Annotated in this window: 17 protein-coding genes; 13 read left to right on the top strand and 4 right to left on the bottom strand. The window is 73.1% G+C overall.

Annotation, left to right across the window (positions count from 1 at the left end; translation table 11 throughout):
• Positions 1–3: 3 nt before the first annotated feature.
• Positions 4–1,533: an alpha/beta fold hydrolase gene (locus tag DTB53_RS35370; protein WP_012382313.1), complete on the bottom strand. Its 1,530-nt coding sequence runs from the start codon at positions 1,531–1,533 to the stop codon at positions 4–6.
• A gap of 93 nt (positions 1,534–1,626) precedes the next feature.
• Here DTB53_RS35370 and DTB53_RS35365 point away from each other — a divergent pair, with 93 nt between their 5' ends.
• Positions 1,627–2,679: a MerR family transcriptional regulator gene (locus DTB53_RS35365; protein WP_012382312.1), complete on the top strand. Its 1,053-nt coding sequence runs from the start codon at positions 1,627–1,629 to the stop codon at positions 2,677–2,679.
• Here the strand turns inward: DTB53_RS35365 and DTB53_RS35360 are convergent.
• A complete protein-coding gene (locus DTB53_RS35360; protein ID WP_042497849.1) occupies positions 2,668–3,579 on the bottom strand; it encodes a LysR family transcriptional regulator in 912 nt (303 codons plus the stop codon). The genes DTB53_RS35365 and DTB53_RS35360 overlap by 12 nt on opposite strands.
• 230 nt (positions 3,580–3,809) lie before the next feature.
• Here DTB53_RS35360 and DTB53_RS35355 point away from each other — a divergent pair, with 230 nt between their 5' ends.
• Positions 3,810–4,304, top strand: a complete 495-nt coding sequence (locus DTB53_RS35355) for a hypothetical protein (protein WP_202549345.1) — start codon at positions 3,810–3,812, stop codon at positions 4,302–4,304.
• Between the two features lie 21 nt (positions 4,305–4,325).
• On the opposite strand, the gene DTB53_RS35350 is transcribed toward DTB53_RS35355, so the two are convergent.
• Positions 4,326–4,988 carry a TetR/AcrR family transcriptional regulator gene (locus DTB53_RS35350; RefSeq protein WP_003971234.1) on the bottom strand — a complete coding sequence of 221 codons (663 nt, stop codon included), beginning with the start codon at positions 4,986–4,988 and terminating at the stop codon, positions 4,326–4,328.
• Positions 4,989–5,205: 217 nt separating this feature from the next.
• Between DTB53_RS35350 and DTB53_RS35345 the strand changes: the two genes are divergently transcribed.
• Complete coding sequence (locus DTB53_RS35345) at positions 5,206–7,104, top strand: RICIN domain-containing protein (protein ID WP_042497846.1); 1,899 nt, start codon at positions 5,206–5,208, stop codon at positions 7,102–7,104.
• Between the two features lie 163 nt (positions 7,105–7,267).
• On the opposite strand, the gene DTB53_RS35340 is transcribed toward DTB53_RS35345, so the two are convergent.
• A complete protein-coding gene (locus DTB53_RS35340) occupies positions 7,268–7,858 on the bottom strand; it encodes a TetR/AcrR family transcriptional regulator (protein WP_003971232.1) in 591 nt (196 codons plus the stop codon).
• Between the two features lie 114 nt (positions 7,859–7,972).
• Between DTB53_RS35340 and DTB53_RS35335 the strand changes: the two genes are divergently transcribed.
• The 10 genes from DTB53_RS35335 to DTB53_RS35290 all read left to right on the top strand — a co-directional run.
• Complete coding sequence (locus DTB53_RS35335; protein WP_012382308.1) at positions 7,973–9,097, top strand: ABC transporter permease; 1,125 nt, start codon at positions 7,973–7,975, stop codon at positions 9,095–9,097.
• Positions 9,094–9,780 carry an ABC transporter ATP-binding protein gene (locus tag DTB53_RS35330; protein ID WP_012382307.1) on the top strand — a complete coding sequence of 229 codons (687 nt, stop codon included), beginning with the start codon at positions 9,094–9,096 and terminating at the stop codon, positions 9,778–9,780. Before DTB53_RS35335 ends, DTB53_RS35330 begins: the two co-directional genes overlap by 4 nt.
• Before the next feature lie 578 nt (positions 9,781–10,358).
• On the top strand, positions 10,359–10,571 hold the full coding sequence (locus tag DTB53_RS35325; RefSeq protein WP_003971229.1) for a hypothetical protein: 213 nt from the start codon (positions 10,359–10,361) through the stop codon (positions 10,569–10,571).
• A 103-nt stretch (positions 10,572–10,674) separates the two neighbouring features.
• Entirely contained in the window at positions 10,675–11,613 is a 939-nt protein-coding gene (yhfZ, locus tag DTB53_RS35320; protein ID WP_003971228.1) for a GntR family transcriptional regulator YhfZ, read from the top strand.
• 91 nt (positions 11,614–11,704) lie between these two features.
• A complete protein-coding gene (locus DTB53_RS35315) occupies positions 11,705–12,091 on the top strand; it encodes a PRD domain-containing protein (protein WP_003971227.1) in 387 nt (128 codons plus the stop codon).
• Between the two features lie 76 nt (positions 12,092–12,167).
• Positions 12,168–12,524 carry a DUF2620 domain-containing protein gene (locus DTB53_RS35310; RefSeq protein ID WP_012382304.1) on the top strand — a complete coding sequence of 119 codons (357 nt, stop codon included), beginning with the start codon at positions 12,168–12,170 and terminating at the stop codon, positions 12,522–12,524.
• A gap of 43 nt (positions 12,525–12,567) precedes the next feature.
• Positions 12,568–13,902 (top strand): YhfT family protein, encoded by a 1,335-nt coding sequence (locus tag DTB53_RS35305; protein WP_003971225.1) that lies wholly within the window; start codon positions 12,568–12,570, stop codon positions 13,900–13,902.
• A gap of 47 nt (positions 13,903–13,949) precedes the next feature.
• Positions 13,950–14,906 carry a phosphotriesterase family protein gene (locus DTB53_RS35300; protein WP_012382303.1) on the top strand — a complete coding sequence of 319 codons (957 nt, stop codon included), beginning with the start codon at positions 13,950–13,952 and terminating at the stop codon, positions 14,904–14,906.
• A 1-nt stretch (position 14,907) separates the two neighbouring features.
• A complete protein-coding gene (locus DTB53_RS35295; protein ID WP_012382302.1) occupies positions 14,908–16,035 on the top strand; it encodes an aminotransferase class V-fold PLP-dependent enzyme in 1,128 nt (375 codons plus the stop codon).
• Positions 16,036–16,037: 2 nt separating this feature from the next.
• Positions 16,038–17,049: alanine racemase (locus DTB53_RS35290; RefSeq protein ID WP_112416021.1), on the top strand; the 1,012-nt coding region annotated here is incomplete at its 3' end.

The raw sequence follows: 17,049 nt of genomic DNA, 5'->3' as shown, positions 1-17,049 counted from the left end.
TCGTCACCCCTTCAAGCGGGCCAGCACCGCGCCCACCGCGCGGTGCACGGCCTCGCGCGCCCCGTCGGTCGGGTCGAGGGTCTCGAAGCCGTGGCGTCCCTCCGGTACGTCGATGACCTCGACGTTCGCTCCGCAGCGGCCGGCCTCGGTGAGGAACTCCTCGACGGTCGCGGCGATTTCGGCGCTCTCGCGTTCCGCCCGCACCAGTACGACGGGCAGCCGACCGGCCCGGGAGACCGCCCGGGCCGGGTGGAACCGGGTGGCGCCCAGCCCCCAACTCGGCAGCGGCGACAGGATCGGGTAGTTCGCCGCCACACAGCGCAGCCACCGCGGCGGGTCCGTCAGCCAGTCCGCCGCGAGCGGTCCCCCGCCCGAGAAGAACCACAGGGCGATCCGGTCCGCGTCCACCCGTGGATCGGCGCGCACCCGCTCCACCGCGTCGGCCACGTCCGCGGCGGCCACCTCGTACGCGGTGACGGCGTGCAGGCGGTGGTCCAGCACCACGCCCACGGCCCCGTGCCCCGCGACGCTGCGCGCGTATCCCGTCAGGGCCGGCCAGTCCCGGGGCGTGGGCCGCGCCTCGGCGGGCACCGGTCCGCCGTGCACGAACACCACGGCCGGGTGCGGGCCCGGACCGTCCGGCAGGTAGAGGTCGGTGTTGCCGGTCCGCTCGCGGGGCCTTTCGGGCACGTCCAGGAGGAACGGCCGCAGATGGGCGGGGGTGCGGGAGGCGTCGGCGGGGGCCAGTCGGCGACCTCCGCCGGACGCCGCCTCGATCAGGGTCCCGGCCAGCGCTGCGGGGCAGGACAGCATCGGCCAGTGGCCGGTGGGCAGTTCGAAGAAGGGCACCCGGGCCTCGGCCAGGGACCGGAGACCCGGATCGCCGACGTCCACCATGATCTGGAGCATCTCGACACCCGGCCCGTTGCCGGTGCACAGCACCCCGGTGACGGGCACGTCGGCCACGGCTCCGGTGAGCCGCAGCGGTTGGAGCAGCGTGCCCAGCGGCTGCGGCATCGCGCGAGCGGTGAGATCGTCGAGCGTCGCCGCGGAGAGCCCCGCGGTGCTCCCCCAGCGGGACCACGCGTCCCCGGCCGGGGGCGGCAGTTCGCCGCCGGCGCCTCTCACACCGCTTCCGGCGGCGAGCTCCACCACCTCCTCGCGCACCTCTCGGTCGGGCACGGCGGCCAGGGCGGGGACTCCGTCACGTGGCATGCCGGCGTCCAGGTAGACGATCCGGGCGATCGCCCCGGCCCTCCGGTCGGCCGCACCGAGCACCGGGTGGATGCCGTAGTCGTGGCCGACGAGCACGATCTCCCGGCCGGGCTCCGCGACCACCGCGTCGATCACCGCGAGCACGTCCGCGACATGGGTCTCCAGGTCGACGGCCTCGCCGGGATCTCCGGGGCGCCCGCCCAGCCCGGTGAGCGCCACGGTTCGCACCTCGGCGCCGTCCGCGCTCAGCAGGTCGGTGGTCTCCCGCCACACGTGCGGTCCGGTGAACGCCCCGGCCACCAGGATGAATACGGTCATGGCTCCTCCTCGTCACGGTGTCTCCCGCGCACCGGCCCGATCTCCCGGCAGCGCTCGCCGATACCGTAGGAACTCCCCCTGGTGGAGGTTCAAGTGTTCTCGTCGTACGACGGTCTGTGCACCATCGGCGAACTGGCCGGGCAGACGGGTGTGAGTGTCAGGACCGTCCGCTTCTATTCGGACCGAGGACTGCTCCCGGAAGCGTCCCGCAGCGCCGGCGGACACCGCAGATACGCCCCGGAGGCCGTGGAGCGGCTGCGGATGATCCGCGCCCTGCGCGGCCTCGACCTGCCGGTTGCCGAGGTGCGGCGCATCCTCGACGAGCAGGACGCGCGGGACGTCGGGGCCGGTGAGGGCAGTGCGTTGGAGGATGCCGTGGCCGGCCGGCTGCGCGCCCTGGGCTCCGAACTCGCCGCGCTGCGCTGGCGGGAGGCCGCGCTCAGGCTGGTCCAGGAGAGCCCGCCGGCCGAACGGCCCGACCGGCTGCGGCTGGTCGGTGCGGTCGCCGCCCCGCCGAGCACCGCCTCGCTGGCCCGCTTCTGGCGCGCGTGGCTGCCGCCCCGTATGCCCGCCCGGTCGGTCACGGCCTTCCTGGAGGCGGCGGTGCCGGATCTGCCCGACGACCCGCGGCCGGCCCAGGTCCTCGCCTTCGCACGGCTGCACGCCTACGTGACCCGTCCGTGCGACGGCCGGGGCGGCCGCTACCAGCCGCAGGCGCACGGCGTCGCGGGAGCCCGCGCGTCGGCCGTGCTGTACGCGGGTCTCGCCGAGGCGTACGACCTGGCGGGCGGGGAGCTGCGCCGCGATGCCGAACCCGGCCCCGGGGAGGCGCTGGACGCTTTCGTGGACGCGTACGCGAGCACGTACGGCACCTGCGACACGGCCGCCTTCCGCCACGGGCTGGCCGGACGGCTCGCGGACGATCCGCGCATCGACCGCTACTGGGAGCTGACGGCCGAGGTGATCAGCGCCCCCGACGACCGGCCCGAGCCGACTCCTGGCTCCGCGCACGACTGGCTCCTCGCCTCCCTGGAAACGCAGTTGGGGGCGATGGACGGCGTCGACGTGCGGGAGGGGGCCGGTTCCGAGGCGCGCTCGCCCGGATCGGACGCGCCGGACGGTGCGCGGGCCATCTCACCCCGGTGAGCGGGACGGTTCGCGCTCCGCGACCGCCGTGTGCAGGAACTCCCGCAGGACCAGAGCCGCCGCGAGGGGCGTGTCGGGCATCGCCACGTGCACGGTCCGGCGCAGGGCGGGGTCGGTGAGGGGGCGCAGCACGAGTTCGCCGGGGACCGCCGGCGCCGCCAGCGAGGGGACCAGGGCCACGCCGAGCCCGGCGACCGCGTAGCCGAACTTGCCCGCCCATCCGCCGATCCGCATGACGCTCCGCGGGGTGAAGCCCGCTCGGGCGCAGGCGTCGGCGAGCATCGTGGGGCGGTCGCCGTACGCGCTCTGGATCCAGGTCTCGTCGCGGAGTTCGTACAGGTCGACGGCCTCGGCCCCGGCCAGGGGATGGCGGCGTGGGAGGGCGACGAGCAGTTCGTCCTCGCACAGCACGGTCGTCGTGATCCCCTCGGCGGAGGGCAGGCCGTAGGGGTAGTCGCTCACGACGGCGAGGTCCAGCGTGCCATCGGCGAGTTGCCGCATCAGCGTGCCGGTCGGGCTTTCGGCCGCCACCACCTCGATCTCCGGACGGGCGTCCTTGAGGGCTCGCAGCGCGGCCGGCAGGAGGGCGATGCTCGCGGTGGCGAACGCGCCCGTGTGCAGCGGGCCGCCGTCTCCGGTGTGCAGCACGGTGAGGTCCCGCTCGGCCCGGGCCAGCCGGTCGAGCACGTCCACGGCGTGCCGGTGCAGCACCCGCCCGGCGGGAGTGAGCCGTACGCCTCGCGGGAGGCGTACGAACAGCGGTCCGCCCGCCCGCTTCTCCAGCGCGGCGATCCGCCGGGACACCGCGGACTGCGTGTAGTCGAGCCGGGCCGCCGCCCGCGTGAACGATCCGGTCTCGGCCACGGTGACGAGCAACCGGAGTGATGCGTTCTCCCACATGTCTTCCCCCTGCCGCCGCGCCTGTCGCCCGGACACCGGCATCCTCCCCGATCGCATTCCTCTGACGCATGGGTCGTATGCGATGTGGTCGCTGGTGTCATGGCTCGGCCGGCCATAGCGTCGGGTCCGCGGTGGCGCCGAGGGACGGTCGCGCGGCCGTCCGGGACCGCCGCTCGCTTCGCCGAGGACCCGCGGGCCCGGTGGCTTCGATCCCGAGAGGGCGGTTCATCATGCGGCAGACCCGGAGCGAGACGGAGTTGGGGCGGCGGATCGGCACCTACCACGCCGTGGGGATCGTGGGGGCGCTCGCGCAGTTCGCGGTGCGGTCCGTCACCCTGCTGGTGGTCGTTCTGATCGTCGCGCTGGTGTGGATCAGGCCGGACTCCGCGCTGCTCAAGGGGACCGTGGCCGCGACCGCGGTGCTCGTCCTGTTCGGACTGCGGCTGGTGTGGCGCCTCGTCACAGCGCGGTACGGCGGCAACCGGTGCCGGCTGCACGAGGGAGGCCTCGCCGTCACCGGCCCGCTGGGCGGGGTCCGGGACGCGGTGATGTGGCGGGAGGTGACCGGTCTGCGCAGGACGAGCAGCGCCTCCCTCCTCATGGCATCCCACCGGGTCGAGATCGAGCGTCGCGGCGCACCGCCCCTCGTCTTCACGGCACTGGGCCTCGAACCCGCCCTGATCGGCGCTCTGTCGAGGCTCGCGGCGCGCAACGGGCTGGAGTAGGCGACCGGCCGGCCGCAGCGTTCAGCCTGCGGTGCGCGGGCCGAAGCGCCCGGGGTCGAGAGTCGCCAGCAGTGAGGTGACCACGAGCTCGGTCGAGGCGGCCATGTCCACCGATTCCGGCGACAGGAGCCACTGGACCTGGAGGCCGTCCATGACCGCGATGATGGCGTTGGCCGCGTTCTCGGTGAGGTCCTCCCGGCCGGCGGGCGGTGCACAGGCCTCGCGCAGGGCGTCCGCGACGAAGGCGCGCAACCCGTGGTAGCGGTCGCGGAAGTAGTCCTGGGCGGGGTGGTCGTCGGTGACGGACTCCGCCGAGAGCACCGCGTACAGCCGGACGATGCCCTCGCGCTCCGCGTTGCGCAGGGCGGTGTTGACCAGGTGGCGCAGGAAGTCCAGCCCCTGGGGGCGGTCGGGGCCGAGGTGCTCGATGTCCCTCTGGTCGCGCAGTTCGAGCACGCTGGTGAGGAGAAGGGCCTTGGAGCGGAAGTAGTGCAGCACCCCCGCCTGCGTGAGGCCGACCCGGTCCGCGATCTCGGCCAGCGAGGCGTTGTTGTAGCCACGGGCGGCGAAGGTGTCCATGGCGATGGCCAGGATGTCCTGCTGTCGCTGCCGGGCTTCCGGGCTGCGCGGCGTGCGGGGCTTGGCGGGGCCGCGCGTCGGCCTGCTCACTGACTGGTTGCTCACCGGTTCACCTTAAGCCTGCCGGAGCCCGGGTGAAGATCTTCCCGGCGACCGGGAAGAACACCGGGGCCGACTACTTACTAACCACTTAGTGGGTGTGCTTTCATGCCGTTGTCCCGCCCTCTTGTGACCGGCACGCCCGGAGCGAGGCGTCCGCCGCGCCCTCCGCCGGCCGGGGTGCAGCCTGTCAGCAGGTACGAACCCAAGGAGAGCCGCAACCATGCCAAGCTCCACTTCCCCACGTTCCGGAGCGCGCGCGGCAGCCGCCGCACTCGTCCTCGCCGTGGCCGCACTCGGCGTCGACGCCTCCGTCGGCACCGCCCGGGCGGCCGACCCGGCCGCACAGGTGTGGATCACCACTCCGGACGGCGCCAAGAAGCTCTCCCCGGAGGGGAACGTCCCCTTCACCGGCAGCCCGCAGGCGGTCGACATCCGCGTCGACGCCTCGGACAAGGGCCAGAAGTTCACCGGAGCGGGGGCATCGGTGACGGGCGCTTCCGCCCATCTCCTCCAGAGCCTCCCCCAGGCCCAGCGCACCACGGTGCTGCGGTCGCTGTTCTCCTCGGAGGGCGACGGCATCGGGCTGAACTACCTCCGCCAGCCGCTGGGAAGCACCGACTTCGACGCGAACGGCAACGCGTACACGTACGAGGACACCCGGGGCGCCTTCTCCATCGACCGGGACCGGAGCCAGATCATCCCGGTCCTGAAGCAGGCCACGGCCATCAACCCGGCCATCCGCTTCATGGGCTCGCCCTGGTCGCCGCCGGCCTGGATGAAGACCGACAACTCGCTCAACGGCGGAAGTCTGCGGCCCGAGCACTATCAGGCGTACGCCGACTACCTGGTCAAGGCCATCAGGGCGTACGGGCAGGAGGGCATCACCCTCACCGACCTCACGGCGCAGAACGAGCCGGAGTTCGCGACCAGTTACCCGTCCATGAGCATGACCTCGGCACAACAGGCGGACTTCCTGCGGGTGCTGGACCGGGCCCTCACCGCGGCGAACCTGCCCACGAACATCCTGGCCTACGACCACAACTGGGACCATCCGAACTACCCGCTCGACGTGTTCGCGCGAACGGGCGGCATCCAGCGGATCATCGGCGCCGCGTTCCACTGCTACGGCGGAGCACCCGCCGCGCAGAAGCAGATCGCCGACGCCGGGAAGCGGGTGTTCTTCACGGAGTGCTCGGGCACCGACAGCGCCAACCCGGCGACGACGTTCGGCGACACGCTGAAGTGGCACGCCGAGAACCTCGTGGTGCAGAACATGCGCAACGGCGGGGAGACGGTCATCAACTGGAACCTCGCCCTCGACCGGAACGGCGGCCCCCACCAGGGTCACTGCACCAACCGCTGCAACGGCATCGTGGAGATCGACGGCGGCCAGGTCACCCGCAACGCCGAGTTCTACGTCCTCGGCCATGTCTCCAAGTTCGTCAAGGCGGGCGCGACGCGGATCGGCTCGACCAGCCAGGGCGCCGGAGGAGTACAGAACGTCGCTTTCCAGAACAGCGACGGCAGCCGCGCGGCCGTGGTCGTCAACACCGGCTCCGGAGCGCAGCGGTTCTCCCTGACCGACAACGGCAAGTCGCTCGCGTACACCCTGCCCGCCGGGGCCGTCGCCACCTTCACCTGGGACGGGAGCGGCGGTACGACGGAGCCGCCCGCGGGCTCCATCGACCCCGCCGCGTGGTACCAGGTGCGGAACGCCGGCAGCGGGGCCTGCCTCGACGCGGCCGACTGGGGTACGGCCAACGGCACGGCGCTGCAGCAGTGGTCCTGCGGGGCCGGGGCCAACCAGGGCTGGCAGTTCCGGCCGACGAGCGGCGGCCACTACCAGGTGGTGAACCGGCACAACGCGAAGGTCTGGGACGTCGTCGGCGGTTCCGGGGGGACCGCCGACGGCACGAAGGTGCACCTGTGGTCGTACGAGGGCGGCGCCAACCAGCAGTGGCGTCCGGAAGCCCTGGCCGGCGGCGGGCAGTACCGCTTCGTCGCCCGCCACAGCGGCAAGTGCCTCGGGGTCGACAACTCCTCGACGGCCGACGGGGCGCGGCTGTCCCAGCAGCCCTGCTCCGGCTCCCCGGCCCAGGCGTTCACCCTGACCCGCTGACGACCGGTGCCGCGGCGGCCCTCCTCGCGCGAAGCGTCAGGAGGGCCGCCGTCGACCGTCCGGGAGGGGCCTCGTCCATGAACTCCGGGGCTGGAGCCGGGCGACGGGCGCCGCCCGTTCGGTTCCGTGTGCGTGGCGCCGGGCCGGGAGCCGACGGGGGCTCTCACCGCCCCGGAGGCGTCCCGGTGACCGCGGTGACGGCCATGCGTACCGCGAGCTCCGTCACCGCGTCCGGGTCGTCGCCGTTCTCGATCGCCGTCGTGGCCGCGTTGACGATTCCCTGGAGGAGCAGCGACGTGCGCCGCGGATCCTCCTCGCCCAGCTCCGTCAGCGCGCCGATCAGCGGGGTGAGCAGCTCCCGGTGGGCCCGCGTCGCGCTGTCCCGCACCACCGCCGTGTCCCGCACCCCGGCCAGGGCCTGGGCGATCCGGTGCTCCCCGCCGCGCACCAGGTCCAGTTGCGACGCCACATAGGCGGCGATCTTCTCCTCGGGCGTTCCGGCCGCCGACATGCCGGCCCGGATGGCGTCGGTCCAGCGGGGCATCGCGTCCTCGACGACCGCGGCGAACAGTTCGGGGCGGCCCGGGAAGTACTTGTACACGCTGTTGCGGGCGAGGCCCGTGGCCTTCGCGATCGCGGCGAAGGTCACCGCACCGGCGTCGCCGCTCTCCAGCAGCTCACGCGCGGCCCGCACCAGGGCCAGTCTCTGCTGGGCATGGTGCTCGGCGACCGTGGCGGCACTGATCCTGGGCACGGACCCATTCTAGAAGCCCCCGCCGCACCCCACCCCCACTTAGGGACGCCACGTCCCCATCATTTATGTTAGCGACACACCGTCCCTAACATCGATCCACCGAAGGGAACCGCCGTGTTCCTCGCTCTCCTGGAGCTGCGCGCCGCCCGCGGCCGCTTCCTGCTCATGGGATCCGTCGTGGTGCTCGTCGCCGCACTCGTCGGCATCGTCTCCGGCTTCACCACCGGCCTGGGTGACGACACCGTCTCGGCGCTGCGCCGCCTGCCCGCCTCCCAGCTGGCCTTCTCCTCGGACGCCCGGTCCGACCAGTTCGCCCGCAGCCTTCTCGACCGGAAGACCGCCGCCGCGTGGAGCAAGGACGCCGACACCGGGACGACCCCGCTGGGGGTCTCCATCACCCGCGGCACGACGCATCGCGGCGCCGAGGTCGACATCGCCGCCTTCGGCGTCGAACCCGGTTCCTTCCTCGCCCCCTCGGTCACCGCGGGCGAGGAGTTGGCCGACGCAGGGGCGGACAGCATGGTGATGTCCGCCGGACTCGCCGATGAGGGCGTGCGCGTCGGCGACACCCTCGTCATCGACCGGCTGGGCATCGAACTGCGCGTCGTGGGAACGACGGACCGCTCCAGCTACGGCCATGTGCCCGTCGCCTACATCCCGCTGAAGACCTGGCAGCGCATCCGCTTCAGCACCCCGGGGGCTCCGGCGTCCGCGACGGCCGCGATCCCGGACCAGTTCAGCGCCCTCGCCCTGCGCACCCCGCCGGCCGGGGCGTCCGTCGCCACCCTCGACGCGCGGCACTCCACCACCACGCTCACCAAGGAGGAGGCCTACGAGGCGGCCCCCGGCTACACGGGAGAGCGCGTCACGATGAACTCCATCCAGGTCTTCCTCTACCTGATCGCCCCGCTCGTGGTCGGCGCCTTCTTCGCCGTGTGGACCGTGCAACGCCGGCCCGAGCTCGCCCTGCTGCGCGCCATGGGCGCCTCCCGCGCGCGACTGCTCGCCCACACCGTCGCCCAGGCGGCCCTCGTCGTCGTCCTGGGCACCACCGCCGGGGCCGTGCTCGCCGGAGCGGTCGGCCTGCTGGTCGGCGATCAGGTGCCGTTCAGCCTCCCCGCCGCCACCCTCGTCGCCACCATGTGCACCGTCGCGGCCGTGGGCCTCGCGGGCACCGCCCTGACCCTCCGCCGCGTCACCCGCGCCGACCCGATGACCATGCTGGGAGCCGACCGATGAGCCTCGAACTGACCGCCGTCACCGTCACGCTCGGCCGTGCCGACGCGCCCGCCACCGTCCTCGACGACCTCGACGTCACCTTCGAACCCGGCCGCATGACGGCTCTCGTCGGCCCGTCCGGCTCCGGCAAGTCGACCCTGCTCGCCGTCGCGGGGGCCCTGCTGCGGCCCACCTCCGGGGAGGTCCTGCTGGACGGCGAGAACCTCGCCGCCCTGTCCGACGGCCGGCGCGCCAAGGTCCGCCGGGAACGGATCGGCTACATGTTCCAGAGCGGCAACCTGCTCTCCGGCCTCACCGCCACCGACCAACTGCTCGCGGCGGTCCACATCAGCGGCGGGCGCCCCCGCGCCCACCGCGCCCGCGCGGAGGAGGCCCTGGACCGGGTGGGCCTCGGCCACCGCCTGCGCCACCGTCCCGAACAGCTCTCCGGCGGTGAACGCCAGCGGGTGGCCCTGGCCCGCGCCCTCTTCCTCTCGCCGAAACTGCTGCTGATCGACGAACCGACGGCGGCCGTCGACCGTTCCCAGGCCGGCGGCCTGGCCGCGATCCTCGCCGAACGCGCCCATCAGGACAACTGCGTCACGGTCGTGGCAACGCACGACCGGGTCGTGGCGGAGGCCGCCGACCGGGTCGTGGACATGGCCGCACTGACGGCCGACGCGGCGTCCCCCTCCCCGGCCTGACGGTGAATCGCTCCGCGAGGCCGCTCACGCCGGACGCCGCCCTTCGGCACCGTCCGGCGCCGATCGGCTCCGTTGCGGCGCCTCGGCCGAGCCGATCGGCGCACCGACCGGAGACCGTCCGACCACAGCGTGTCCCGGCGTGCGGTCCGGAGCGACCGCGACACCGGAACCGGGCTCCACCTGCCCCAGGCGCCTTGATCACGAGCGCTGTCAGCGCCGGTGGGGCCCGGTCATGACGAAGGCCCCCGTGCGGGGTGAAGGCGTCGAGCCCTCACCCGACACGGGGCCTTCGCGTTCCGCCGCGATGCCCGGCCGACCGTTCTCGGCAGCGGAATGCCGCCTGCGCCGGGACCGCGCGCTCGGACCCGCACGACTCGACCCGGCCCCCAGACCCGCCCCCGCGACGGTGCGCCGCGTCCTCACCCGGCACGGCCTCCGCACCACACGGGGCTCGCCTCGGATCCCGGGACGCACACGCGCGCCGACACCGCGAGGATCGCGCGCGCCGCACACCGCTCATGCCTCACGTGTCCTCATATGCTTCGCCTTCCACCTGTTCGTCCGCTTCAGGAGGTCCCGTGCCGAGCCGCGCCATGTACTGCGCCACGTGTGATTCCGATGAGCAGCACCGCCCCCTCACCGCCGACGAGAAGACCTGGCTCCGCGCCCGCACGGGCCGCCGGAGCGTCGACGAGTTCTTCGTCTGCAAGGTCCCGGACTGCCGCAACGTGCGCAGCGGTTTCAACAAGCATCCGTTCGCCCCCGTGATCCGCGTCCCCCTGCCCGACTGACTCCGGCCCGACACGGCCTGGCGCAGGGCCCACGCAGCGGGCCCGCACGGGACCGAGGACGGGACCCTTGTCAGTATCCAGAATCCTGTTTACTGTTTGATTTGTGAACGACCTCGACGACCGCCTCCTCACGCGCAACGGGCTCGCCGCCCGGCAGCTGGCCGTCCTGCTCCTGCACCACGAGCCGGACACCCGGCTGCCCCGCGTGCGCGACTTCGCCGAGGAGCTGGGCTGCGGCAACGGGACCGTCCAGGCGGCCCTCCAACTGCTGGAGGAGACCGGAGCGATCTCCACGACCGCGCGCGGCCACCTGGGGACCTTCCTGGTCCGCTCGGACCGCACCGTTCTGTGGCGGCTGTCCGGCCTCGGCACCCTGCTCGCGGCCATGCCGCTCCCCTACTCCCGCAGGTACGAGGGGCTCGCGACCGGACTGCGCAGCGCCTTCGAGGAGGCGGGCGCACCCTTCGCGATCACCTTCATGCGGGGCGCCGGAGCCCGCACCGCCGCCCTGCTGGAAGGCAAGGTCGACCTGGTGGTGCTGTCCCGCTTCGCCGCCGACCAGCTGATCGCCGAGCATCCGGTGGAGCTGGTGGCGGACCTCGGCCCCGCCACGTACGTCGGCGCGCACGGCATGCTCGTACGGCACGGGGCGGACCTGGCCGCACCGGGGCTCCGGGTGGCGATCGACCACGCCTCGGAGGACCTGCGCATGCTCGTGGAGCGGGTCTTCGCCGGCCGGGACGACATCGAGTGGCGGGAGGCCTCCTACATGCAACTGCACGACCTGTTCGCACGGAACGAGGTGGACGCGACCGTCTGGAACCTCGACGAGGCGCAGGACCGGCTCGGGCTCGGCGTCGACGTGGTGCCGCTCGGCGACGAGGTCACCCGGGAACTGGCCCTGCGCAACTCCACCGCCGCCGTGATCGGCCGGGCCGAGGGAGCGAAGGCGCTCGCCGCCGTCCGCGAGTCGCTCGACCTGTCGACGGTGACGCGGCTGCAGAGTGAGGTGCTGCGGGGGGAACGCGTTCCCTCGTACTGACCCCCGCGGGCCCGGGCGACACGGATCTCCCGGAGCGCCGCACACCCTGAAAATACAGAATCCTGGTTATTGTTGATTGAGGAGGACCGTGATGGACGACCAGCTCGCACTGCGGATCCAGCTGTTCCGCGAAGGCGGACAGGTCAAACCCGAGGTGGCCGACTTCGTCGCCGCCGAACTCGCGGCTCTGGAGGCCGAGGGGCACCTCGTCACCGAGGCCACGGCCGCCATGCTCACCAGCCACCTCATGATGGCCGTCGGCCGTCTGCTCAACGGTGAACCGATCGAGCAGTTCCTCACCGACGACCAGGTGGCCGCCGAACTGGCGGACCATCCGGAAGCGGTCGTCCGCGCCCGCGCCGTCGCCGCACGGGCCGAACGGGAGCTCGGGGCCGCGCTCCCCGAATCCGAGATCAACTTCCTCGGCATGCACCTGGCCGTACTGGCCCGGCACTCCCCGCCCGCCGCCACGTCCTGACCGGTCGCGGCCCCCTTCCCCCGTACGCCCCTCCCCGTGGCTCACCCCGCGGGAACACGCAGAAAGCAGAACAGCCATGACGAAGATCCTCACCGGTGGAGTCGGCAAGGTCGAGGTCACCCAGGCCATCGGCGGCCTCGGCATCGACTCCCTCGACGTCATCCCCTCCAGCGACATGGACGCCGCGATGAAGCTGCGCGCCGGCCAGGCCGACTACTACCTGGGCACCTGCCACACCGGCGCCGGCGCGTCGCTGGGCGTGCTCGTGGGTCTCCTGGGCAGCGCCTCCTGCCACACCTTCGGCCGGAGCGTCCCCACCGAGGACGCGATCGCCGCGCTGCTCGCCGACGGCAAGAAGGCCTTCGGCTTCTCGATGGACCAGATCGACGTCATCGCCCCGCTGATGGCCCGTGCCATCGCGGCCCGCGGCTGATCACAGCCTCCTCCTCATCGTCCCGGGCACCAAGGAGTGACTCGTGAGCACCACTCTCGCCGCCGGCGCGGAACTCGACTTCTCGCTGGCCCAGCAACTGACCGTGATAGCCCTCTGCGCGCTCACGGCCTTCATCGCGCACATGGCGCTGGCCGTCTTCAACGACGGCGTGCGCCCCTTCCTGCTGGACTTCATCCAGGGACGCACCACCCGCAGCGCGACGACGGCCGTCTCCTTCGGGCTCTCCGCCGGGTTCATCTTCGGGCTCGGCGCGCCGATGGCCCTGTCCACCGGTGTGCTCAACCCCTGGCTGCTCTTTCTGCCCACGGACATCCTCGGGATGCTGTCACCGAAGAAGTGGCTCGCCCCGATCCTCGGCGGCGCGTGGGGCGCGGTGGTCGTCTTCGGGCTGAACGGCGCCAACAACATCGCCCATGACCTCCCGGTCGACTTCCTGACCGCGATGCAGCAGATGTCGACGCCCATCCTGTTCCTGTTCACGCTCTTCCCGGTGCTCGCCATCACCAAGCAGTTCGGCCGGAAGTGGGGCGGCGTCGCGGGCGTCGTCGAAGTGGCCCTGGTCGTGATGACCATGAAGCTGTGGCCCAACATGTTCGCCGGGGCGCTGGCGATGGCGGTGGGCGTGCTGATGCTCATCGGTCTCGCCGTGTCCAAGGACCTTCGGCAGCGCCGGGCCGACCGGGCGTCGGGCGCCGTGGAGGAGGCGACCGGGGACGACCCGATGGCGTCCCTCTTCAGCGCCAGCGCGGCCCGGCTGCGGAAGTACCTGCCGCTGTTCATGCTGCTCGGCGCGGGCGTGTGCGTCCTCGCCCAGATGCACATATTCGGCGGCGGCGAGGCGACCAGCTTCCTCATCGCGAAGGGGCAGTACGCCGAGGCGGCACAGGTCGACTTCTACCGGGTCTTCGGCTTCATCCCGCTGATCGCGACCACCGCCCTGGCGTCCGGCGCGTACGGCATCGCGGGTTTCACCCTGGTGTACCCCATCGGGTACCTCATGCCGAACCCCTTCCTGGCCGCCGTCGTCGGTGCGCTGGTGTTCGCCGTCGAGGTGCTGGCCCTCTCCTGGATCGGCAAGGTGCTCGGCAAGCTGCCGAGCGTCCGTGACTCCTCCGAGCATCTGCGCAGCGCCATCGGGGACACCCTCCAGCTCGCGATCCTGTTCGGTTCGCTGATGGCCGCCAACGCCATGGGGGGCGGGCTCGGCATCCTCGTCGTCGGCGGGCTCTACCTGCTCAACGAGTCGATGGGGCGGCCCGTCGTGCGGATGGCGGCGGCCCCGGCCGCCGTGATCATCGGCGGCGTCCTCCTCAACGTCCTGTACTGGCTCGACCTGTTCACCCCGGTCAAGGGCTGAGGCCCGAACGCGTCCGGCCGCGCCGTACAGGAGAAGGAAGCCCCACCATGAACCACCCCGCACCGCACACCCTGCGCACCGTCACCGGAGAGCTCCGTTCCGCTTCGGTGCGCGGCCCCGCCCTCGCCCACGAGCACCTCGTCCTCGACCTGGACCGGGTGGGCGACGGCGCGGCCGTCCTCGGAGCGGAACGCCACGCGGCGGCCGTGGCCGCCGAACTCGTCGCACTGCGCGAGGAGTACGGCCTCGCCCTGGTCGTCGAGCTGACCTGCCGGGGCATGGGACGCGACGTCCGCGCGCTGTCCCGGATCGCCCGGGAGACCGGTGTCGCCGTCGTCGCCGCGACCGGTTGGTACTACGAGCCGTTCCACACGCCCGAGATCGACACCCTCGACGTGGCGGCGCTCGCCGGCGTCCTCGTCCGGGAGATCGAGGACGGCGTCGACGGGACCGGTGTCCGGCCCGGAGTCCTCGGGGAGCTCGGCAGCCACGGCGACGTCCCGGCCCCGGCCGAGGCCAAGGTGCTCCGGGCCGGCGCACGCGCCGCGGTCGCCACCGGCCTCTCCGTCGCCACCCACGCCCAGCTCGGCCGGGGCGGCCTCGCCCAGCTGGAGCTGCTCACGGGTGAGGGCCTGCCCGCCCACCGCGTGAGCATCGGGCACCAGGACCTCCTGGACGACCCGGGCGTCCACCGGGAGCTGGCGGAGCGCGGGGCGTACGTCGCGTTCGACACCGTGGGCAAGAGCGGCTACCAGAGCGACGGGACCCGGCTGCGGCTGCTGCTCGCGCTGCTGGAGGCGGGCCACGCCGACCGGGCCCTGCTCAGCTGCGACATCTCCCGCCACGGCTATCTGCGCGACGCGGGGGGCCAGGGGTACGGGCACCTCTTCGCGAGCTTCCTGCCCCGGCTGCGGGCGGCCGGGGCCGACGACGACCTGATCGACCTGCTGACCCGCCGCAATCCGGTGCGCTTCCTGACCGGCGCGACCGTGGAGGAGAACTGAGATGAGCCCCGCACCCCCGCCCACGCTCCCCACGACCTCTCCGCTGCCCACGGTGGCCCTGGAGGACGCCGCGGCCCGGCAGTTCCGGCTGCTGGAGGCCACGGCCGCGCACTTCGAGGGCGAGCAGTTGTTCTCCGCGGACGCGGGAGTCGTCCCCGGCCTCGGCCGGCCCCGGACCACGGCCCGCGTCGAGGCGGTCCTCGCCGACTTCTTCGGCGCCGAGGACGCCGCCCTCGTCCAGGGCGCGGGCACCGGCGCGATCCGGGCCGCGCTCAACGCCGTCGTCCGGGCGGGCGACGATCTGCTGATCCACCGGGCCCCGGTCTACCGAACCACCGGGGTCACCTTCCGGGGCATCGGCGTACGCACCACGGAGGCGGACTTCAACGACCGGGCGGCGCTCGACGCCGCTCTGGCGTCCGGACAGTTCCGGTGGGCGTACATCCAGCACACCCGGCAGCGGCTGGCCGACTCCTACGATCCGGCCGAGGTCATCGCCGCCTGCCGGGCGGCCGGGGTCCGCACGGTCGTGGACGACAACTACGCCGTCATGCGCACCCCGGCGGCCGGGGTCGAGCTGGGCGCCGACGCCTCCTGCTTCTCGCTCTTCAAACTCCACGGGCCCGAGGGCGTCGGCGCGGTCGTGGGCGCCCGCGACCTGGTCGAGGGCGTCCGGAGCGCCAACTACTCCGGCGGCGGGCAGGTCCAGGGGCACCAGGCGCTGGACGCGCTGCGCGCCCTCACCCACGTACCGCTCCTGTGGGCCGTGCAGTCCCGGGTCGGGACCGAGGTCGCCGAGCGGCTCGCGGCCGGTGAGGTGGACGGGGTGGCGGAGGTGCGCGTGGCCAACGCCCAGGACCGCTGCCTGCTGATCCGCCTGGACCGGCCCGTCGCCGCGGAACTGCCCTCCGTGGCCGCACGGTTCGGGGCCGCGCCCTACCCCGTCGGGTCCAACTCGCGCTACGAGATCGCGCCGCTCTTCTACCGGATGTCCAGCTCCGCCCTGGACGACGCCCCGGAGCTGGCCGACTGGACCGTGCGCGTCAATCCGATGCGGGCCGGAGCGGACCTCGTCATCGACATCCTGCGCCGCTCGCTCGCCGCGATGGCCGACCCGAAGGACCAGTGACCGTGTTTCTCGACACCGTGCTCACCCGCAACCCCGAGCTCGTCGACGCCGCGGCCGCCCTGCACCGGCGGGGCGAGATCCCGCCCGACACCTATGTGATGGACCTCGACGCCGTCGAGGCCAACGCGGCCCTGCTGGCGGCCGAGGCCGAACGCCTCGGCATCGGCCTGTGGTTCGTCGTCAAGCAGATCGGCCGCAACCCCGAACTGATCCGGGCCGTCGCCCGGCACATCCCCCGCTCCGCCGCCATCGACCCGGCGGAGGCCCGGGCCCTGCACGCGGCGGGGGCGAGGCCGGGCAACCTCGGCCACCTCGTGCAGATCCCCCGGCGGGCCCTGCCCGGCATGCTGGCGTGGCGGCCGGAGAACGTCACGGTCTTCGACCTGGCCAACGCCCGTGCCGTCTCGGACGCGGCCCGGGAGCAGGGCTTCGTCCAGGACGTCCTGATCCGGCTCGAAGGGGCGGAGGGCACCGTCTACCCCGGCCAGGAGGGCGGCGTTCCGCTGGAGCGGCTGGACGTCTTCGCCGAGGCCGCCGAGGCGCTCGGGGGCATCCGGATCGCGGGCGTCACCGCCTTCCCGTGCGTGCTCTGCGACCCGGAGTCGGGTCGGCCCGCGGCCACGGCCACCTTCGACCTGGCGCTCAAGGCCCGCGAACTCCTCGCCGCGCGCGGCCACCAGGACCTGCGGCTGAGCGCGCCCAGCGCCACCTCCATGGCGTCCCTCCCGCTGCTCGCCGAGCGCGGGGCCACGCACGGGGAGCCGGGCCACGCGCTCACCGGCACCACGCCACTGCACGCGCTGGACCCGGCCCAGCCCGAGAAGCCGGCGTACGTGTACGTCAGCGAGGTCGCCCACACCCTCGGGGACGGCCGCCCGGCCCTGTTCGGCGGCGGCTTCTACGCGCGCTCCCACATCCGCCACGCGCTGCTGCCGCGCACCGGGGCGCGTCTGGGCGTCCAGGGCGCCCCCGCCGAGAACATCGACTACTACCGGCTGCTCGACGCGCCCCCGC

It is taken from the genome of Streptomyces griseus, from assembly GCF_900460065.1.
In the GTDB taxonomy this organism is placed as follows: domain Bacteria; phylum Actinomycetota; class Actinomycetes; order Streptomycetales; family Streptomycetaceae; genus Streptomyces; species Streptomyces griseus.
Note: the sequence above shows the minus strand (reverse complement) of the source record. Positions and strands in the feature narration are given on the sequence as shown.